Origin of the sequence: Mangrovibacter phragmitis (assembly GCF_040429585.1) — a bacterium.
Taxonomy (GTDB): domain Bacteria; phylum Pseudomonadota; class Gammaproteobacteria; order Enterobacterales; family Enterobacteriaceae; genus Mangrovibacter; species Mangrovibacter phragmitis.
This window is the reverse complement of record NZ_CP134782.1, coordinates 306154-326705: the sequence shown is the minus strand read 5'-3', so window position 1 is coordinate 326705 and position 20552 is coordinate 306154. Positions and strand designations below refer to the sequence as shown.

Genomic DNA, 20552 nt, shown 5'->3' with positions numbered 1-20552 from the left:
TGCTGCACATTTTCGGCAGAAACAAAGCAGGTTGCTGAAAGCAGAAAACGAAGAAAATCATTATTACGCGGAGAAAATCAGGCCGCCGGAATAACCGGCAGCATTATCAGACGAACAGAATAATCAGCGGGCGTCGTTAGCCGCCAGATAGTCGCGGGAAAATACCTCAAGACTAACGGCTTTACCGAACAAGAACCCTTGCCCTACCGCAACACCGGCATTTTCCAGCCACTGACGCTGTATTTCCGTTTCCACACCTTCAGCCACGATTTTTAATCCCAGTGTCTTGGCAAGGGAGAGGATAACGGACACCATATTACTGTCTTCAGGCAAGCTACTCACAAACCCTTTATCAATTTTCAGGATATCAATAGGCACAGCTTTAATGTGATGTAAATGATTCAGGCTGGCATAGCCCATACCGAAATCATCCAGTGCAATCAGGATCCCGGCATCATGCAGGGGACGCAAAATATTGACCGCTTCTTGTGGGTCATCAATACGGCGGCTTTCCGTTATTTCCAGAATCAGTGTGCCGGGCTGAATTTTGTAATGACGCAGTAAAGACAGCATATTGGGGATCATATTACTGTCAAGCAATTGCAATGCCGAAAGATTCACGCTCAATGGCAAATTAATTCCGCGGTTTTGCCACTGTGCAAGCAGAGCCAGTGATTCTTCCATTACCCAGCGCCCCACTTTTACCATTAAGCCACAGGCTTCAATTCGCTCAATCAGGCCTTCGGGTAAATCCCAGCTACCGTCCGGCTGACGCATTCGCAACAAGACTTCCGCACTCAGCACAGCCCCAGTGCGCATATCAACCTGAGGTTGCAGCCAAATTGCAAATTGCCGGTTTTCCATCGCATTGAGGATATCGTTTTCTTCAGTAAGGCGTTGTAACGCAATCGCATGCTGGCCGGGATCATAAAATTCCACCTGGTTTTTCCCCGCGCGGCGTGCACTTTGGCTGGCAGACAGCGCCCGCTGGAAAAATAACAGCGCGTCATTCTCGCCTTCTTTTTGCATGGCAATACCAATGCTGGCTGAAGGGCGTAACTGCAGGGAACCGAGATTGAGCGAGTCACTTAACGCATTCAGCACCTGGTTACTTAATGTCATCGCAACCCAGGGTTTATCTACTCCCTGAACCAGAGCAACAAAATCAGTGGTATTTATTTGTGCAAGGAAAGCATGCTGCCCCAGCGCGTTGCGAAGTTTATCCACCAGCATGAGTAACAACGCTTCTCGCTGAGACTCATGTAATACACCATCAGAATCCTGCAATGTCTGGCAGGAAACAGCCAGAATAAAGCACGGACGAGGCTCACTCATCACATTTTCCAGCAACGCAAGAAAGAGGTCTTTATTGGGTAATTCGCTTATCGGGAAACGTGTACTGAGCCGGTGCATATGTTCATGGAGCTGTATTATCCGGTTTTGATTACGGTTATAAGTTTTAACCAACAACCCGATTTCATCGTCAGCATGCTGCGGTGGTACAGTCAATTGATGTTCTATCTCTTCAGATGCGGCGGCAGAAGCCAGCGAGCTGGCAATATCCCTTAATGGGTGCACTACCAGACGGTTAATACACCATGTGACAGCGACCGATATCATCAGCGACAAGAGCAAAAATGTCGTAATCAGCGTTGAAATAACGCTGATGATGTAACGATACATTCGCCAGGCGTCGGACTGTATTACTAAATAAGCCAGAGGTTGTGGATTGGCAGGGCGTTCCAGCGAATAAAGTGGTAACGATATTTGTGCAGGTAATTCAAACACACGGGCAATCCAAAGAGGAACGGGCTTCTCTGTCTGAAACACCACCCGTAATGCCTGAAAGCGGTTAGGTAATACCACATCGGCACGGCTGATAATGCCAGATGGCGTTATATGCTTAAGAATTGACTCAGCCTCTGGAATATCCGCTCTGAGAATGGCCCCAGACAATGGCTGGCGCACAGACCTGGCAATATTTTCCATTTGCATAACAGTATCATGCCGGTGCTGCTGTACCAGATGGAACAGTAAGACAAGCGTAAAAATAGCAATAAAAAAGATGGCGACGCAGGCCACCATCGCCATTTGTTTTATTGTTAATGACCGGCTAACTCGCAAATTCACGCTTTACTTTTCCCACCACGTTATTCTCATTTAGCCTGCCGATTATACTGCATTGTGATGACTTTTTATTGTTTCCAGGTGGATCATTTAGGCGTATTCGGTGAGTTTGAGTCTGAAAAGTGGGGGGAGTTAGTTTTGTTCACTTCCAGTGTGATTGTTTCCGTTCGTCTGGACTGATGTGAAGGTTCCGTTCACCTGAAGTGTGGTTGTTTCCGTTCACCTGGAATGATGTGAAGGTTCCGTTCACCTGCTGTGGGGCTGTTTCCGTTCACCTGAAGTTAAGTGACTAATGTGGCTTCACAGCCTGTGAACGGGCTAAAGGGGGCTCGCCCCCTTTGCAATCCCCGTTTTCGCGGGCGACCGGTGCTACGCACTGCGTTCACCTCCGGGCAGTCAGCCTGCGGCCGGCTCGACTCGGCATCCATGCCTCGGTTCGCCTTATTCCGCCGTCCGGGCGGAATAACCTTGTCTTCCTTTCTCCGGTTCACCGGTCTTACGCGAACTGTCCCCGCTGCAAGTGGCTATTTTCTTGTGTTGTCTGGTGTGGCTGGAGGATTTGTACCCGGTATGTCTTTATTTATTTTTTGCTGCGGGCTTACAAACGGGTGGGTTTGGGTGGCCTCTAAATCGTTGAGGCGTGCCTGGCGGGCCGGGGCTGCCTGCAGGACGCAGGTAGAGCGGCGGGTGAGAGGAAGCTGTGTGGCTGACACGGCGCGCAAGTTACCCCGAACTAACAGATAACTGACAGGCGGCCAACACCGCCATCGCGTAAAATTAACCCACCACCTGCGCTAAATAATTCGTGTTGCAGCAAGGCGGCAACGAGGCAAGTCCCCGGGAGCTTACACGAGTAAGTGACCGGGGCGCGCTGAGGCGGCCAACACCGCTGCAGCGCGAAGTATGACGCGCAGTGACGCGCAGGTTACCAGTCAGCATATGGAACTAAAGGCTGCGGCGGCATGTTCATATCGCCCTGCCACCCGGCCAGTGAGTAACGCGCGAAGAGCATGGCGTGGCTTGGGGTGTAATCTTTCGCTTCCTGGATATCGACACCCAGTCCCAGTGACCAGTGGGAGGTGAGGCGGCGCTCTATAATTGCCCGGGCTGTGTATCCGACACCGTTACTGCTGCCTCCGCTGATATCGTCGTATTTATCTGCATAATAATCCGGGATCAAACCACTAATGGGGTAGCGCCGCTGTGAATCGGATTGGGAGTGAGACCAGGATACTGAACCACCCAGTTCCCAGGACCAATTTTCGGTACGCTGGCGCCAGGTAACAGGCAAGGCGAAGGACACATATTTTTGAGGACTGTAGTAGCCGCCCTGCCCCAGGGTATATGCACTGAGGTCTTTATCGTAATGCCACAGCATGTTGGTCAGACCCACGGTGACCCGGCGATTATCTTCATTGATAAGCTTGTAGTAGTAACCCGTCATCCAGCGTACCCGCCAGTTATCTGCGACATTTTTCCCCGTGAGCTGGTCTGCACTCAGGCTGGACCAGACACCGTTCGCTTTCCCCTGGTCGTAACTCAGGCTGACGCCGCCGCCATTGGCACGCACACCACCCCAGGTGACGCCAGTATGTTTTCCATCATTTGAATCAACGGTATTTTTAGCATCCGTTTGCCCGGCAAACGCCAGCAAAGAACTGGATACAGGCCGCCGGTGCGCATCCACGGTATAACCAATAACGCCCACTTTGTTGCTGTAACTCAGGCTCCCAACAACATCCACAACCGGGAAGCCCATTGGTGTTGTCCCCAGGTCCATCGCCCAGGTATCGTTACGCCAGCCCACAGCGACACTAACTCCGGTTGCAGTCTGGTTACGGCTGCCACTACATGGCATCAGGCTCCCCTGATAGGAGTCTGAATGACTATTGCGTGCATCACAGGTTCCCCAGCGCGGGTCATAGTTGCCATTAGCATCGGTCTGGAAACTACCAGCATCCATATGCACCATATCGGTACGGAACAACATCCGCCCGTCAGATAACGGCGCATCCACCTGTAACATTGTGGTGTGCGCAGTCAGGTCTGAATAACCTGGTGTTCCGCTGGAACCCCAATAGTCATAATCCAGCGAGACATTCACATCCTGCTGGCGGTAGAGGTCTGCAGCATCACTGCGCACACCACGCTTGAGCCAGTCATCACTGGCATTGTTGCGCGTCAGCCGGGTGAAGGTGTCGTTATCCACTGGCCGGACAGGAGTGATATCCGCCGCCACCATCGCATCACGCCAGGTATCCAGGGCCTGGCCAGGTTCGCCGTTTTTCGCCTGAGCGCGCGCAGCATCGCGCAGCACCAGGGCACTTTCCATCGAAGGCGGCAACGCTTTTGCCTCCGGAATAATTTTTTTCCACAAAGCGTTGGCCTTCGCCGTTTCGTCCGTTGCATTCAGCGCGCCAGCCAGGCGGCGTTGAGTATTTAATGACAGAGGTGCGGTTTCTTTCGCTTGTTCAACAGCGGTAATTTGCTGATGTGCAGCTGTTTTTTCACCTTCACTGATAAATAATTCTGCCAGGCCGAGGCGGGCATCCAGGTTATCCGGCTCCTGCTGAATAAGGCTTTCATAACGGTGTTGTGCTTCCGCTCGGTCTCCCCTGGCTGCGGCCCACTCAGCCAGAGTCAGCGAAATACGTGCTGAAGGTGTTTGCTGCTCCAGCAAAGCAACCGCCTGTTTTTCCTGGCCACTATCCCTCAGGCGATTGGCATCGGCCATCACTTTATTGGTATTCAGTCGGTTTGCCAGTTCATGGATATTGTCTGTCCACTGGTTACGGGGCAGTGTATCAAGGTGAGCCAGTGCCGCGTTGTCCTGGTCATTGGCAGACAAATAGAGCCCCATGGCATAAACCTGCTCCGGGTCATCAGGGCGGCGACGGGCAAGGTTACGGAATAAGGCATCCGCTTCTTCATGCCGGCCTGCCGCATACAAGTCTTTTGCCAGGCGGTAGGTTATCCAGACACTTTCTGGATCCATTGCCAGGCGCTGGCGGTGGAGTTCTGCTGCCTGATTCCACTGCCCCTGCTCTTCCAGAGCCTGAGCCCGGTCAGCCAGTTGCTCATCGCGCAGGCTACGTTCGATGTCATCGACACTACGGCGTTGTGCCGCAGACAGGCTATTGAGGAAGGCGCTGGCTTTTTCCGGCGACTGGCGGCGGTAAATATTCGCCAGGCCACGCACCGCGTTACTGTTACCTCTGTCCATACGCAGTGCCTGCTGATAATAGCGCTCCGCCAAAGCATCATCTTTACGGGCAACCGCGACATCTCCCAGCCCCAACACAGCATAACTGTCTGTGTTATCGGTATTGCGGGCCTGCTGATATTTGCGCTGTGCCAGGTCGGTATTTTGCGCTTTGAGTGCATCATCCCCTTGCTGAATCAACAACCAGTAGCGATTCATGGCAAGCAACCCTTTCCAGCGGTCACTATTTGGCCCTTTGGGCTCCAGGCGCAGCGCCTGCTCAAAAGACTGCACTGCTCTTGCCCGGTTACCTTTTTGCGACCAGGCTTCACCCAATGCGCCCATCACTTCGCCATCGGATTGTGGCTGGGCAGCTGCTTTCTGCAATGCTGGCAATGCCCTGGCGGCATCGCCACTGTTCACCTCAGCCAGCGCATTGGCGCGTTGGCGAAATGCCGGATCAGCCAGTTTGTGCTGCATATCCGCCAGTTGGCTACGCGCCTTATCGGCATTATCACCGTCAGTAAAAATGGCAAGGTAACGTTGCAGTGCCTGAACCGCACTGCTTGATGGAGGAAGTGATGCTATTTGATCGTACCAAAGACCAGACGCTTCACTGCGGCCATCCCGGGAACGAGCCATTTGCTCCAGTACTTTGAAGCCTTCTTCACGGTGGCCATTCGCCAGTAACAGTTGCGCCAGCTTGCTGCGTAGTTGGGTGCTGGGATACTGCTGATTAAGCGCACTGAGCGCTTTGATGGCCTGATTACGCTGCGCCGGTTCACTGGAAACCACACTCCAGTATTCCACAGCCATATCGCCTTGTGGAGGGTGGCCGTTAAACAGTTTTTTGTAGGCTGCTATCGCTTCACTGGTTTTACCTGCCGCAGCGAGTAACCGCGCTTCCTGCAATTGCTGACGCCCTGCGCTACTGGCCAGCGCCATACTGTTTACTGCCTGGTAATATAAATCAGACCCCGGAGACAACTGTGCCAGCCGTTCCAAATCTTTTTTTGCTGCCGAACTGTCGCCACGACGCAATTCATAGCGCATTTTTGCGGCAACGACTTGTGGGTCGTCGGGAGCGATAAGCTCAAGACGGTAGAGTGACTGGCGAACCAGATCATCACGGTTCGTCGCTTCGCCAATCCGAACCTGCTCCAGCAACTGCTGTTGTGCCGATACCGCGGCCTGAGCCTGAAAGGTCAGAGCCATCCCTAAAGACAGCGCAATAAAATTTAGTGAGAAGTTGCGCATAACCGCCCCCAAACAGGTGATAACTCACCTTGCGAAGTAAACCGGAAACGGTGCTGATCCCATCCCTGACCGAACAGCGTCAGCACATAACTATAATATGCATCCGCGCCTGGAAACGCGGATGCTGTCCGTTGGCGCTGTGCTTCCTGAGCCTGGCCGGACAAAAATGGCAGCAGAGCTGCGGAAAAACCGACAGGCCCATTGCCCGAGGGCTTGCCTGTTCGGGTGTTGATACTTTCTGGCGGTAACGCCCGCTGTTGCATGATGTCCGCGACGGGTGAAAAGTGGGTAAGCAGCGTTTGCTTTCGTGGGTCTGCATCACTCATCATGCCCACCCACAGGTAAACCCGAATCGCGTTATATTCACTGTTTTCCTGTGGCTCTCCTGCGGGTTGCCACCCCTTATCGACCACCCAGTCAACCCAGTCCGGCGCAATGCCTGCTGGTGAACTCCCCTGTAAAAAAGACACCATACTGGCGTTCATCGAGCGCCACGGCTCACCATAACGGGCAAAGCGTTGAATCACTTGTGGTGGAAGATAGCTGGGGTTAAGCCGCCAGCGGTTGTCACTGGTAAAGCCATTGTTACCCGGCAATAACAGAAAACCAAAGCCGGGGAGCCAGGCGACTTCATCATCTGCAATACGCCGTAACAAGGCTCTGCCCGTTGCCGAAAACCTGGGTTGTTGCCAGAGGCGACCCGCCTCAAGTAACGTCCAGGCTATCCAGAGATCAGCATCGGAGGCGGCATTACGGTCCAAAACGCCCCAACTGCCATCATCTTTTTTTCCCCACAACCAGGCAGGTAAATGGCGTGTTAAGGCACCAGCAGAGAGATTATTTTGCGTCCAGCCCAGCACCTGGTTAAACGCGGCGCGATCATTAGCAACCAAAGCGAAGAACAGCGCATAACTTTGCCCTTCAGAGGTGGTAATTTTCCGGGCATCGCTGGGATCCACGACACGACCGTCGGTACGAATATAATCTTGCTTAAACTGAGTCCAGGCGGGCCACTCACAGGCCGCATAAAGCGGCCTGCAGATGAACAACACACTGGCCATCAATAAACCCCAAAATGGCCGGTTGAACATTATTCGTCATCCGGTTCAAGGCGTTTTCGGCTCATAATGCGCAACAACCGCCACAATACCCAACCGAGTAACAGCACACTAATAGCGGCAAATATAGCCAGCAGAATCGGGTGATTCGACAACGCGAACCAAATGCGTTCAAACCAGGGTAAATGGCCAACATAATAGACATCACCCACGCGCAGGCTGTTTACTCCTGACTCACGAATCACCGCAACAGAACCAAACATTGCGGCGCGTTTACCACTGTCGTTGAGAGCGTTGTTGAGTAACGTGTAACCACGCGGGCTGTCTGCCAACATTGCCACTACACTACGCTGGCTATTAAACGGCGACTGGAATCCAATAATGGCGGCCACAGGCCCCGGCGACGAGATATCCGTTTTTACATCAGCCGCGCGGTCATCCGCATTGTAAATAAAGCCATCCCGGCTATTACGCCGCGGTGTTTTCACCCAACTTTGGGTTGCTTTGACCAGCAAGTCGACCTGTTTATCGTCATTGAACTTATCCGGCAAATGACCAATCAGCAGGATGTCGTCATCCGCCTTACTCAGGGCACCGGCATCATCAGTCAGGCGCACATTCACCGCAGGCAGCCCGGTTTGCGCCCCGACTGTTCCCAGTGCATCCAGCAACGTAGTGACCTGTTCCGGTGTCGGTTTAGCAGGAACAAACACCAGGGTTTGCGAGAGGTCTGCCATGCGGCTGAACGGGAAACTGGCATTAGCAAATGCCCGTAGATCCGGCATTGCAATAAAGTGGTAATAGTGAGAGAAATCAATGGTAGAGTCATCATCAATGACCACACTGTTACGCACTGGCTGGAAGGTAATACAGTTTTCGACGGTTCCACCAGGAATAGGGTTCATGTACTGGAAGTCGAAACGTAACTGGTTAGTGGCACCGAGTTTTAACGCCGGAATAGAGACATCCTGCGAGCGGTCCAGCAAGCCCTGAACAACCGGCAAACGCAGCAGCAACTTACCGCTCTTATCTTTTGGCTCAAGGTTAAACGCCTGCAAGAACTGGTTATTCAGGCTGATATCCATCCGCGAGCTGTCCTGCATGGGGGGTGCGGTATATCGGTATTTCAGATCCATATCAATACCGGTACTGCGCAACAGGTAAAGATCGGGCGGCAGGTTAAGATTGACGGTTACCGGGCCAGGCTCAATGCCAGTCGATTGCAATTGCTCGTCGTAGGTTTTCAGTTCGCCAAATGTCACCGGGCTGTCAGTGCGCACCCAGTTCGGCGCGTCATAAGGTTTGCGCGGTAACAGAGGTGTTACCCCATCGACCACCACATGGTCCCCCCGGAACAACAGGCTTCCTTGTGCGATAGCTTTTGCCGCCAGCAATAAGTCTTTATCGTCACGGCCAAACACCACCAGCAGTTTTACATAAGGGTTATCCGGGTGATTAATCATTTCAATCACCGGCGCTTTCACCGATGGGTGATCTTTCAGAAAATCCGGCCTGTCTTTATTGGTGGCAAACACAATCGCGTTTGTTTCAGGCAGTGCATTATACAGCACCGGGAAGTTATTTCCCCGCCAGCCAGCGCGAGAACCAAACCAACTGGCGATGATCCCGGCAGCCTGCTGTTGGGCAATATCCGGCTCATGCGCAAATACCATTGGCAAGTTCAGAGGGCGGCTGTCGCGCGGGTCAAAGAAAGGCACCGGGAAATGTGACAAATCATTCTGCACAGCCAGTTTTTGGTAAGTCAGAGCAAGATAACTGCTCCTGGCAACATCCAGCCAAAGTGTGGTATTTGCCGGGTTTTCACACACATCACGGTAATGGCCGATAAATTCAAGACGAACCCGGTTAAAATCAGTGATAAACAACGGGTCGACAGGCACGACAGCCTGAGTTTTCTTACCAAGCTGCTCTTTCGTGATGGTTAAAACATCCATCAGTTCATCATTCAGGTACACCTTCACTTGCGACTCAACCGGAATCAGCGACGGCGATGGGGTGTACTCAAGGTGTAACATCGCCTTGTTCACCACTTCGTCGCTACGCATACCGAATTCGACCGACCCGTCAGGATTGACACCACGTAACACCATGCTGCCCGGCGGCGGCGCGATACGGGCGAAATCCAGTTTGACGTCCCGCGTTGGCGCATTAATCGCAACAACCGGCGCGCCCGCATGATCAACGCCCGGTTCAACCACACCCACGGTTTCCGGCTGCCCTGCATTTTCAGGTACAGCTTGTGCGTTATCTTCAATACCAGCCTGAATTTGAGTTTTACCTGGTACCGCCTGCGCGGTGAACCCGGGTAACATCCCTATTCCGACGGCCACTGCATACAGCCACGATAATCTTCTTTTCATCGCATTGTCATCATTGTTGAGCCAGCAGAGTCCTGACGCGCGTCCTCATTTACCGCGTCGGGGCGACGTGGAATAAACGACACAATCCAGTCAACCAGCGTAGTTACAGAACGAAATACCACCTTCATGCCTGACGGAGTGAACTCCGCCAGATGCCTGTACCCGCGAAACCCCAGTTTGAGGATATCCAGCAGGCTTTCCATTGGTTTGTCCTGAGGAAAACTGTCCTGCCAGAGGGCCCAGGTATCAGCACGGGCAAATGTGCATTGAATAAAATCGATATGCTGTTGTGTTGTCAGGCCACTGAGCTGTATCCCCAGTTCCTGGCCATTCACCCGCACCACCCGGGCCGGAAAGAAAAATTCCTGGTCACCGCGGTTAAGTAGCAGGTTCACTTTTTGGTCATTCAAAAATGCCACCGTTCCCTGCAAGTGAATACCTAACCCACCGCCAGAATAATCGCGCACTGTACAGGCAAATAAATGCCCGTCATCCCGGGCGATAGCGGCGGGCATGGCAATTTCAACACGGTGTGCCCGGCGAACTTGTTTGCTTTCCACCGACACAGCAACAGCTCCCCCCAAAATAATCAGGTTGTAGAATACCCACGCAAGACTGACTACCACTGTCAGCACTTCATGTTCAGGGCCATAGAACATGCGCCATATCCCAACAGCCACACCCAACAGGTTAACCATGACTAACCAGAGATAAGGCCGGGTAATTACCCAGTCCACATACTCTTCTTCCACCAGCCCACCTTTGGCGGTGACGTTGAACTTCCCTTTATGAGGGTTAATCAGTGCCACCACCGTTGGCGGCGCAATATACCAGGCCAGTACGGTTTCATAGATTTCGCTCCAGAAAGAGTGGCGATATTTCCCCTGAATACGGGAGTTGGTCAGGCTGGCATGCACCATATGAGGCAGAACAAAGAGCGCAATCATCAGTGCAGGCGCGAAAATGATATAGGCATGAAATAACAGGAAGGCCAGCGGCGCCGTCAGGAAGATTAACCTCGGAATGCCCGATAAGAAATGCAACATGGCATTGGCATAACATAACCGTTGCGCCAGTTTCAGGCCTTTACCAAACAACGGATTATCCATTCGGAAAATTTGGATCATCCCCCGAGCCCAACGAATACGTTGCCCGATATGCGCAGATAAACTTTCTGTCGCCAGGCCAGCAGCCTGCGGAATACGCATATAAGCAGAGGTATAACCCTGGCGATGCAGGCGCAATGAGGTGTGCGCGTCTTCGGTGACTGTTTCAACAGCAATGCCGCCTATTTCATCCAGTGGTCCACGGCGAATCACCGCACAGGAACCGCAGAAGAAGGTTGCATCCCACATATCATTGCCATCCTGCACCAGCCCGTAAAATAACGTGCCTTCATTTGGCGTTTTACGGAAACGTCCCAGGTTACGTTCAAAGGGGTCCGGGGAGAAAAAGTGGTGCGGAGTCTGCATCATGGCCAGTTTCTTGTCTTTAAAGAACCAGCCAACTGTCAGTTGCAGGAAAGAACGGGTGGGTACGTGGTCGCAGTCAAAAATTGCCACAAAGTCGCCTTTGGCATACTTCAGGGCATTGTTAATGTTCCCTGCTTTGGCATGCTCGTGTGACGTACGGGCGATGTATCTCACCCCAACTTTCTGGGCAAAGGCCCGGAATGATTCACGGCCGCCATCATCCAGGATCCAAATATTCAGTTTATCTTTTGGCCAGTCTATGCCCAACGAAGCATAAATGGTGCCTTCCACTACACTTAAGTCTTCGTTATAGGTGGGAACAAAAATATCCACCACCGGCCACTGACTTTCGTCTTTTGGTAAAGGAACCGGGTGGCGATTGAGCGGCCAGGCAATCTGGAAATACCCCATAACCAGAACCAACCAGGCATAAGTCTCGGCAAACAGCAAAATCAGGCCGAACATCAGGCTTAACGGGTCGTTCCAGTTCAATGTTGAGGTATAACGCCACCAAATGTAACGGCAGGAAACCGTCAACGACAACACAATCAGCATCAGTGATGGAAAGCGCCCCGGAATACGCCTTACGACCAGGGCAATGCCCCAGAGCAACAACAAAAAGACAAACTGGGCCAGAGGGGTAAAGGGCTGGGTAATGCACACAATCGACAGCGTCAAAGAAAATAGCACCACCACACCCAGCGCAATACGGCGAATCCGTGGTGAAATGTGCCGTAGCTCATGGCGTTGCGACTGGCTTTCAGTCCGGGCTTTTACTCTGTCGGGTAATGCCGTTAACCAGTCATGATAGTCCTTGCGCCAGGCCGCGGCCCGGCTCAGATATTTCTGCACAGACTTCCCTGACAGATGACCGGGCACCAACACCACCAACCAGCAACCCTGAATCAGGATACGAATGACATCCAGTGGGCCCGGCTTATCCGGGTTAACCTGGGGAAACCAACGGCGAAAGTTACTGCGTACTCTTTGCCAGTTTGCGTTTTCCAACGGGAAAAAACACCACGCCAGACTTAACCAAAAACACCCAATAACCGCACTAAAAGGGGATGTGCGGTGTGCGCGATAATGGCGATACTGCGCACTTAATGCACCCGCTGCAGGCGTGGTTAAGACACAGCTTAACAGGCGGCTCATCAGGCACTCCCGGAAAAATTCAGCAGGCACCAGTTTGCCAGGGTATTTAGCTCTTCCGTGATGAGCGCTTCCTGGCGGTATTCGCCCACAGGTTGCCTGACGCCCAGGGTTTCCCCCATCGACTCATCCCGATGCAGTACTATTGGAACCAGCGCCAACTGGCTTTTTAACCACATCTGCCAAATGTCATCCTGTATCTGGCTGGCGACCAGCAAGTTATTCACCAAAATATGTGAACCATCCGGAACAGCCTGCTGATGCAGACGAACGTGGCAATTCACTTCCGGGTTCACAACCACCAGGTGGTGATTAACGCGTGCAGTCAGAACTTCAGTGAAAGGTGTGTCTGTAGCGGGTAAATCCAACAGAATCCAGCGCCATGCATTCCGGCGTACCAGGCTGTCAATAATTTGCCCGGCCGCTTGTGCATAAGCGGGTTGTGCGGCAAGTAGTTGTTGCTCTTCACGAGACAATTGCCCAAACGGCAATATATCCAGATGGGAAGTGTAGCGCCAGGCCGTTTCTGACCATACGCTTTTATCCAGTAACGCGCGCGCCCAACCACCCGGATGGGTGAATTCAACATTGAAAAACAAGCGCAGCATATTGTCTGGCGAACAATCAATCACCAGAACAGATTCTTCAAGCTGTTGTAACGCCCAGGCGAGCCCTGTTGTCACTGACGTGGTCCCAACGCCACCGCGCAATCCTTGTAAGCCAATAATGGCCATTAAACACTCCCGGTTTGTTTCGCTAATTCGGCAAGCAAAGGCCAGCGTTTGATTGCTGCCGCTAAACGTTCCTTTTGGGAAATATCGGAATAATCAAACTCAGGTAATGAAAAAGTCTTACATAGAGACTGAATATCGTTTTGAAACGCATTAACCTGATACTTTTCTTTTGCCTCACGACTTTGTTCGTCTGGACACATTTGTTGTATTCCCCGATTGAATTCTCTGGAAAACGCGTAAGATAATGACCACAGAGAGACATTGAATTACAATGCTAAATCTGATGCCGTTTATTTTCAATGTTAGGTTTATTTTCAGGCCTGCGCTAGCACACTGTGAAAGTAACCACTTCGATTCAAGAGAGACGCCATGGAATCACTATTTTCATTTGGCATACATGCACTTTGGGATGAGTTGCGACAAATGACCACGGGTGGAATCTGGTGGGTAAATACAGACCGGGCTGAAGACGCGCAACTTGTTGCCAATAGTACCCTTGCAGCCCAGCGTAACCAGACTCTGGCCGCAGTTATCACTATGGGTGAAAACGCATCCTCAGTTATTGAATTAGATCAACATCACGGTCCTGAAAAAATCCAATTATTCAGCATGCCAGCAAATAAGAATAGTCTATACTCTTTATCTTCTGATCTCCTTTGCTCAGTCATTCCTGATAACTACTTATTCATTTTTCTTGCAAAGGAAGGTTTCTGGCGGAGTATTTCTGGTGACGCCATTAAACAATGGCTTGCCAATATGAAGCGCTGGGTCAAAACGAATAACTGTGCACTACTCATCATCAACCCGGACAATAATTCAGATAAAGCCACATCATTACTCTCTAATCAGCATCAAAGCCTTTCGGGAATTGCATCAGTTCGCCAGGAGCAGGGAGAATATATTTTTGATGTCACTTTCTGGCTAAACAGGATGGGTGTTAGTGCCAGGCAACGTATTGCGTTGAATAAAGGTGAACGTGCCTGGTCAGTAAAACTTACAGAGAAGCATGAACCGCAACAGCGTAGTGATGAGCGGCAAATATTGAGCCATAGCGCAGTTCTGGAAGGCGCCCCCATATTATCTGAATACTGGTCACTGTTTGCTGACAACGAAGCCGTATTCACCGAAGCCCGCCATCACCATGCAGCCACCGCTATCTTTGCACTGGAAAATAACCAGCAAATTGACCACCTGGCAAGCTGTATTCATACGCTGCGTAAACAACGCGGTAGTGTGATGAAACTCATTGTTCGTGAAACCCATCCGGGGTTACGGGCCACCGATGAGCGCCTGTTAATGGCCTGTGGCGCGAATATTATTGTGCCTTATAACGCCCCGTTGTCGCGCTGCCTGAACATGATAGAAAGTGTTCAGGGGCAGTTTTTTACCCGCGATGTACCCGATGATATTTCATTACTAACCGCAAGCCTGCGTCCACTCAACCTGCGTGGTTTTCAGCCATGGGATAAATTCTGCAACGCTGTTAAATCGGCGCTGAGTAACCCCATGTCACCCAACGACAGTAAAGGTGTACTGGTAGCCCTGCGCCCGGTGCCTGGGTTGCGGGTTGAGCAATTATTAACCTTATGCAAAACAAACCGCATGGGCGATTTTGTTACTCTGGGTAATAACCGGCTAATGTTGTTTTTATCCTATTGCCGCATCAATGATCTGGATGTTGCCCTGCGCCATATTTTCCCGCTACCCGTTGGCGATATTATCTCCAACCGCGTGGTTTGGTTCGAAGATAACGACATTGCCGCAGAACTGACACAAATGCGCACCATCCCTGAAACCGACTGGCAAACACCGATATCACCCCATGACAATACGCCTTCGCCAGTCAATGCTGAGCACTCTGGCCGCATGTGGCGGCGAGTCCCAGTGCCACTGGACCTGTTACAACCCAGTACGGAGGGCCAGAGCTCATGATGAGCCTTGCTGATATTTTTCAATTAATTGTGCTGTGTGCCATCATTTTTCTGCCTCTGGGCTACAGTGCCAGGCGCTGGTTACCTGTTCTTCATTTACGCGTACGCCAGATTATGGGCAAGCCGCGTTACGTAAAACCTGTTGGGGTTTTACGCCGTAATACACCTGTCAGGGCAGACAAACATGACAAATAAAACACCATCGTCCTCTTTTTCTTCTTACTGGCAAGCCTGGCGAGGGCCGGGGGCATGGAACTTCTATTTTTTAGTTAAATTTGGCTTGCTGTGGGCGGGTTACCTGAATTTCCATGAGCTAAAAAATCTGGCATTTCTTGTTTTTTTATTACTGCCCATAAAATCTGACCGCCTGCATCGCATCCGCCAGTGGGTTGCCATTCCTATTGGTTTTGGTTTGTTCTGGCACGACACCTGGTTACCCGGCCCGGAAAGCATCCTTAGCCAGGGTTCACAAGTAGCAGGATTCAGTACCGATTACATTCTGGATCTGGTGACACGCTTTATTAACTGGGATATGGTCGGCGCGTTTTTCGTGCTCTTTGTTGGCTGGCTTTTCCTTTCACAGTGGATTCGCGTCACCGTGTTTGTGGTACTGGCGATGGTGTGGCTCAATGTGCTGAATATTGCCGGCCCTGCTATCTCATTGTTTCCGGCGACGGCAGCAGGCACCACAGCGCCCGCTGCGGCGGTTCGGGCCAGCGCTTCAGCTTCGGGTTCCCCAGTGATAATTGGCGATATCCCTGCACAAACCGCGCCTGCCAACTCTGCCAATATCAGCGACTGGCTCAACACGTTTTACAGCAGTGAAGCAAAACGTAAAACGCCTTTCCCGGCGTCGTTACCTGAAGATTCACAGCCTTTCCAGGTGTTGATTATCAATATTTGTTCGCTGGCGTGGTCCGATATTGAAGAGACAGGGCTTACCGCGCATCCGCTGTGGTCGCATTTCGATATCCTGTTTAAGAACTTTAACTCGGCTACCTCATACAGTGGTCCGGCTGCGATTCGCCTGTTACGTGCCAGTTGTGGGCAAAGCGCCCATAAAAATCTGTACCAACCAGCAGGTGAACAGTGCTACTTGTTTGATAACCTGGCGAAACTCGGCTTCCCAATGCATCTGATGCTTGACCACAACGGTCAGTTTGGTGGTTTCCTGAAAGAAGTTCAGGAAAATGGCGGGGTTTCTGTTCCACTGATGGATCAAAGCAAATTGCCGGTCAATCTGCTCTCTTTTGATAATTCACCCATTTACGATGATACTGCGGTGTTAGAACGCTGGATGAATACTGTTCCGGGTAATGAACGTAACGCCACCTTCTTTAACTTGTTGCCATTGCATGACGGAAACCATTTCCAGGGTAACAGCAAAACAGCAGACTACAAGCTACGTGCCCAAAAACTCTTTGATGAGCTGGATGCGTTTCTCACCCAACTGGAGAAATCAAACCGTCGGGTTATGGTTATTGTTGTACCCGAACATGGTGCTGCGCTCAGAGGCGATAAAATGCAGGTGTCCGGCCTGCGCGATATTCCCAGCCCGTCTATCACTCATGTACCAGTAGGCGTAAAATTTATTGGAATGAAGGACCCACATCAGGGTGCGCCAATTGAGATCAACAGCCCCAGTAGCTATCTGGCCATATCTGAGCTGGTAGTGCGTTCGTTAGATGGCAAAAACTTTGTTGCTGACCATGTGGACTGGAATGCGCTGACCAGTGGTTTGCCACAGACTGCACCGGTATCTGAAAACGCGAATGCGGTTGTGGTTGAGTACCAGAATAAGCCATGGGTCAGGTTGAATGGTGGGGATTGGGTGCCTTATCCGCAGTAAGTGGGGGGTGGGGTTGTTTCCGTTCACCTGGACTGATGTGAAGGTTCCGTTCACCTGAAGTGAGGTGGCTAATGTGGCTTCACAGCCTGTGAACGGGCTAAAGGGGGCTCGCCCCCTTTGCAATCCCCGTTTTCGCGGGCGACCGGTGCTGCGCACTGCGTTCACCTCCGGGCAGTCAGCCTGCGGCCGGCTCGACTCGGCATCCATGCCTCGGTTCGCCTTATTCCGCCGTCCGGGCGGAATAACCTTGTCTTCCTTTCTCCGGCTCACCGGTCTTACGCGAACTGTCCCCGCTGCAAGTAGCGGATAGTTTGTGTTGTGCTGAGTGGCTGTATGTTCTGTGCATGGTATGTCTTTGTGTGTTTTTTGCTGAGATATGACAGGCGGGTGTGGGGTGTGGCCTCTAAATCGTTGAGGCGTGCCTGGCGGGCCGGGGCTGCCTGCAGGACGCAGGCAGAGCGACGGGAGGCAGGATGCCGACTCGGAGCGGTACCCGAACAGGCCGCCGGGGTAAGCCGAATGTCCGCGTAGCGGCGATTTTGCCGGCCACAAAAGGGGGTGCAGGGGGCCAGTGCCCCCTGCGGGCGCCGGGCGCAGTGGGTGAGAGGAAGCAGTGTGGCTGTTTCCGCTCGCCTGGACTGATGTGACGGTTCCGTTCACCTGAAGTGATGCGCTCAATGCGGCTCCACAGCCTGTGAACGTGTTAAGGGGCCCGCCCCTTAACAATCCGGTTTTTCGCGGGCGACCGGTGCTGCGCACTGCGTTCACCTCCGGGCAGTCAGCCTGCGGCCGGCTCGACTCGGCATCCATGCCTCGTTTCGCCTTATTCCGCCATCCGGGCGGAATAACCTTGTCTTCCTTTCTGCGGTTCACCGGTCTTACGCGAACAGGCCTCGCTGCAAGTAGTGGGGATTTTTGTGTGGTTTGGTGTGGCTGTATGTTCTGTGTCTGGTATGTCTTTTTGATGTTTTTGCTGAGATATGACAGGCGGGTGGGTTTGGGTGGCCTCTAAATCGTTGAGGCGTGCCTGGCGGGCCGGGGCTGCCTGCAGGACGCAGGCAGAGCGACGGGAGGCAGGATGCCGACTCGGAGCGGTACCCGAACAGGCCGCCGGGGTAAGCCGAATGTCCGCGTAGCGGCGATTTTGCCGGCCACAAAAGGGGGTGCAGGGGACCAGTGCCCCCTGCGGGCGCCGGGCGCGGCTGGTGAGAGGAAGCTGTGTGGCTGACACGGCGCGCAATTTGCTCAGTACTGGCAGATTATTGTTACTGCGGTGACTGTTCCGTTCACCTGCAGTGTGGCAGTTTCCGTTCACCTGAAGTGAGGTGGCTAATGTGGCTTCACCGCCTGTGAACGGGCTAAAGGGGGCTCGCCCCCTTTGCAATCCCCGTTTTCGCGGGCGACCGGTGCTGCGCACTGCGTTCACCTCCGGGCAGTCAGCCTGCGGCCGGCTCGACTCGGCGTCCTGCCTCGTTTCGCCTTATTCCGCCGTCCGGGCGGAATAACCTTGTCTTCCTTTCTCCGGTTCACCGGTCTTACGCGAACAGGCCTCGCTGCACCTGCCTCGTTTCGCCTTATTCCGCCGTCCGGGCGGAATAACCTTGTCTTCCTTTCTCCGGTTCACCGGTCTTACGCGAACAGGCCTCGCTGCACCTGCCTCGTTTCGCCTTATTCCGCCGTCCGGGCGGAATAACCTTGTCTTCCTTTCTCCGGTTCACCGGTCTTACGCGAACAGGCCTCGCTGCAAGTAGTGGGGATTTTTGTGTTGTGCTGAGTGGCTGTTGGATTTGTGCCTGATATGTCTTTATTTGTTTGTTGCTGCGGGATTACAGACGAGTGCGGTATCTGAATCATTGAAACGTGCCCGGCTGTGCGGGCACGTAAACTGGCTGCGGTGGCTAAATCCCTTGCGCGGCCATTGCAGACAGCAATTTCAGGCTGGCAGAGTAATAATCATCCTGACTGGTGACTTTCGTTTCCATACTGGTAAGGGTTCCCATTGTCAGGTCACGTACTGCCAGCAATCCACCCTGCATATTGTAGGGAGCTTGCTGGTTATCATTCACATTCACCCAGGCAGGGGTATGCAGACGGTCGAAACGGCCAAACCAGGTACGCCAGGGCATCAGTAACGCACTGTCAGGCTGGTCCCAGCCAATGTAAACCGGGATACGTATAGCATCGTAGCTCATGCGCGCAGGCCACTGTTTGGCGGGTTCTGTATGCCCATCGGCATACAGAGAAACCCAGTCTGTCGGTAGCTTAGCTTCACCCAGATCCATTTTTTTCAGCAAACTTTGCCCGTCATTAATAAGTTGCGTCCACACTGCCAGATGGCTGCGTTTGGCAAACGCACGCCAGGCCGGGAATATAAAGTAAGATGGGTTCAGGTTGACATAACTATTGAGATTGAAACCACTGGCTCCGGGTAACATAACTTTCTGCCCGGCGAAATCAATAACGGTGTGCTTTATCAGTGCGTTGGTAATGGCATCTGAAGCCTTAAAATAAGCAGGATCACCCCACTTTTCCCCAGCCTTCAGTAAGGCCCAGGCAATCAACGCATCCCCATCGGTAGCATCGTTTTTATCTTCAACAGGATCGGGTGCCACCGGATTATAACGCCAGTAAAACAACCCGTTTTTTGGGTTCTTAAGGTGTGTATTGGTCCAGGTCCACATTTTATCGAAACTGCCCCGGTCATTTCCTGCCACTGCAAACAACATACCGAACCCCTGGCCTTCGGTATGGCTGACATTATGATTTCCGGTGTCAATGATTCGCCCATCTGCCATTAAAAAACGCGCTTTAAAATGCCCCCAGTCCACATCGGCATGTGCGAACGACGACATCACCAGTGACGCCATCAGCGCCACCAGTGCTAAACCCCGCTGTAACATAGTTTTCCTTAAAAACGTCCCTGATAACGGAACTGAACATCGGTCAATGACCAGGACTGGTCGCGCCACAGGGCTACACTGTCTTTACCGCCCTGTTGACGCATCCAACTCGCATATACGCCTTCCATCATAGCGCAAAATGCGTTACACCATCTGTTCTGTTCACGATCATGACGTGCTACCGGCAACGCCTGGTGGCGGATAACCATCGCGTTATCCTCCACATCAATATCCACAATCCCCCAGTTAAATTGTGCCAGACGGTTATTGATATGCGCTTCCAGCTCACCAACGGTCTCCGCTTCGGGCAGAGGGAATGCCTGCCCGAAAGAGATACCCATTTGTGTCAGGAACGGATGGCTGTCTTTCTCACCGACATTACGTACCATGCCATCGACCATAATGGTCAGCATGTCAAACCAGCCTGCCGGAGTCTGCTGTTGCTGGAAATACCTCAGAACAGCAGAATTTTGTTCATTCAACGCCATT

12 protein-coding genes are annotated in these 20552 nt (G+C 52.4%); 3 read left to right on the top strand and 9 right to left on the bottom strand.

The annotated features are described in order from the left end of the window. Window positions 1-123: 123 nt before the first annotated feature. The 7 genes from hmsP to bcsR all read right to left on the bottom strand — a co-directional run bounded on the left by hmsP (window position 124) and on the right by bcsR (window position 13583). Window positions 124-2124: a biofilm formation regulator HmsP gene (hmsP, locus tag MPHASIOC01_RS01465; protein ID WP_064598049.1), complete on the bottom strand. Its 2001-nt coding sequence runs from the start codon at window positions 2122-2124 to the stop codon at window positions 124-126. Window positions 2125-3052: 928 nt separating this feature from the next. Then, window positions 3053-6586: a cellulose synthase complex outer membrane protein BcsC gene (bcsC, locus tag MPHASIOC01_RS01460; RefSeq protein WP_353613801.1), complete on the bottom strand. Its 3534-nt coding sequence runs from the start codon at window positions 6584-6586 to the stop codon at window positions 3053-3055. Continuing rightward, entirely contained in the window at window positions 6568-7677 is a 1110-nt protein-coding gene (gene bcsZ / locus MPHASIOC01_RS01455) for a cellulose synthase complex periplasmic endoglucanase BcsZ (protein WP_082917865.1), read from the bottom strand. Before bcsZ ends, bcsC begins: the two co-directional genes overlap by 19 nt. Further along, entirely contained in the window at window positions 7677-10025 is a 2349-nt protein-coding gene (gene bcsB / locus MPHASIOC01_RS01450) for a cellulose biosynthesis cyclic di-GMP-binding regulatory protein BcsB (protein ID WP_353613800.1), read from the bottom strand. The genes bcsZ and bcsB overlap by 1 nt, the downstream gene beginning before the upstream one ends. Continuing rightward, a complete protein-coding gene (gene bcsA / locus MPHASIOC01_RS01445; protein ID WP_405027748.1) occupies window positions 10022-12682 on the bottom strand; it encodes a UDP-forming cellulose synthase catalytic subunit in 2661 nt (886 codons plus the stop codon). Before bcsA ends, bcsB begins: the two co-directional genes overlap by 4 nt. Beyond that, window positions 12652-13383: a cellulose biosynthesis protein BcsQ gene (gene bcsQ / locus MPHASIOC01_RS01440; RefSeq protein ID WP_353613799.1), complete on the bottom strand. Its 732-nt coding sequence runs from the start codon at window positions 13381-13383 to the stop codon at window positions 12652-12654. Before bcsQ ends, bcsA begins: the two co-directional genes overlap by 31 nt. Next, window positions 13383-13583, bottom strand: a complete 201-nt coding sequence (gene bcsR, locus MPHASIOC01_RS01435; protein WP_064597735.1) for a cellulose biosynthesis protein BcsR — start codon at window positions 13581-13583, stop codon at window positions 13383-13385. The genes bcsQ and bcsR overlap by 1 nt, the downstream gene beginning before the upstream one ends. Before the next feature lie 169 nt (window positions 13584-13752). On the opposite strand from bcsR, the gene bcsE reads away from it, so the two are divergent. From bcsE to bcsG, 3 genes are read left to right on the top strand one after another with little or no spacing between them, the layout of a single operon-like run. Beyond that, a complete protein-coding gene (bcsE, locus tag MPHASIOC01_RS01430; protein WP_353613798.1) occupies window positions 13753-15315 on the top strand; it encodes a cellulose biosynthesis protein BcsE in 1563 nt (520 codons plus the stop codon). Beyond that, the gene (bcsF, locus tag MPHASIOC01_RS01425) at window positions 15312-15509 is read left to right on the top strand and encodes a cellulose biosynthesis protein BcsF (protein ID WP_064597732.1); all 198 of its coding nucleotides are present in this window, start codon (window positions 15312-15314) and stop codon (window positions 15507-15509) included. Before bcsE ends, bcsF begins: the two co-directional genes overlap by 4 nt. Further along, window positions 15499-17163 (top strand): cellulose biosynthesis protein BcsG, encoded by a 1665-nt coding sequence (bcsG, locus tag MPHASIOC01_RS01420; protein WP_064597730.1) that lies wholly within the window; start codon window positions 15499-15501, stop codon window positions 17161-17163. Before bcsF ends, bcsG begins: the two co-directional genes overlap by 11 nt. 1898 nt (window positions 17164-19061) lie before the next feature. On the opposite strand, the gene MPHASIOC01_RS01415 is transcribed toward bcsG, so the two are convergent. After that, window positions 19062-20063 (bottom strand): glycosyl hydrolase family 8, encoded by a 1002-nt coding sequence (locus tag MPHASIOC01_RS01415; protein ID WP_353613797.1) that lies wholly within the window; start codon window positions 20061-20063, stop codon window positions 19062-19064. 8 nt (window positions 20064-20071) lie between these two features. Next, the gene (gene bcsD / locus MPHASIOC01_RS01410) at window positions 20072-20551 is read right to left on the bottom strand and encodes a cellulose biosynthesis protein BcsD (protein ID WP_064597724.1); all 480 of its coding nucleotides are present in this window, start codon (window positions 20549-20551) and stop codon (window positions 20072-20074) included. Window position 20552: the final 1 nt, after the last annotated feature.

Bases quoted from the DNA above. Each gene is read 5' to 3' on its own strand.
- bcsC (WP_353613801.1), bottom strand. From the start codon at position 6,586: ATGCGCAACTTCTCACTAAATTTTATTGCGCTGTCTTTAGGGATGGCT.
- bcsZ (WP_082917865.1), bottom strand. From the start codon at position 7,677: ATGTTCAACCGGCCATTTTGGGGTTTATTGATGGCCAGTGTGTTGTTC.
- bcsB (WP_353613800.1), bottom strand. From the start codon at position 10,025: ATGAAAAGAAGATTATCGTGGCTGTATGCAGTGGCCGTCGGAATAGGG.
- bcsQ (WP_353613799.1), bottom strand. From the start codon at position 13,383: ATGGCCATTATTGGCTTACAAGGATTGCGCGGTGGCGTTGGGACCACG.
- bcsR (WP_064597735.1), bottom strand. From the start codon at position 13,583: ATGTGTCCAGACGAACAAAGTCGTGAGGCAAAAGAAAAGTATCAGGTT.
- bcsE (WP_353613798.1), top strand. From the start codon at position 13,753: ATGGAATCACTATTTTCATTTGGCATACATGCACTTTGGGATGAGTTG.
- bcsF (WP_064597732.1), top strand. From the start codon at position 15,312: ATGATGAGCCTTGCTGATATTTTTCAATTAATTGTGCTGTGTGCCATC.
- bcsG (WP_064597730.1), top strand. From the start codon at position 15,499: ATGACAAATAAAACACCATCGTCCTCTTTTTCTTCTTACTGGCAAGCC.
- MPHASIOC01_RS01415 (WP_353613797.1), bottom strand. From the start codon at position 20,063: ATGTTACAGCGGGGTTTAGCACTGGTGGCGCTGATGGCGTCACTGGTG.
- bcsD (WP_064597724.1), bottom strand. From the start codon at position 20,551: ATGGCGTTGAATGAACAAAATTCTGCTGTTCTGAGGTATTTCCAGCAA.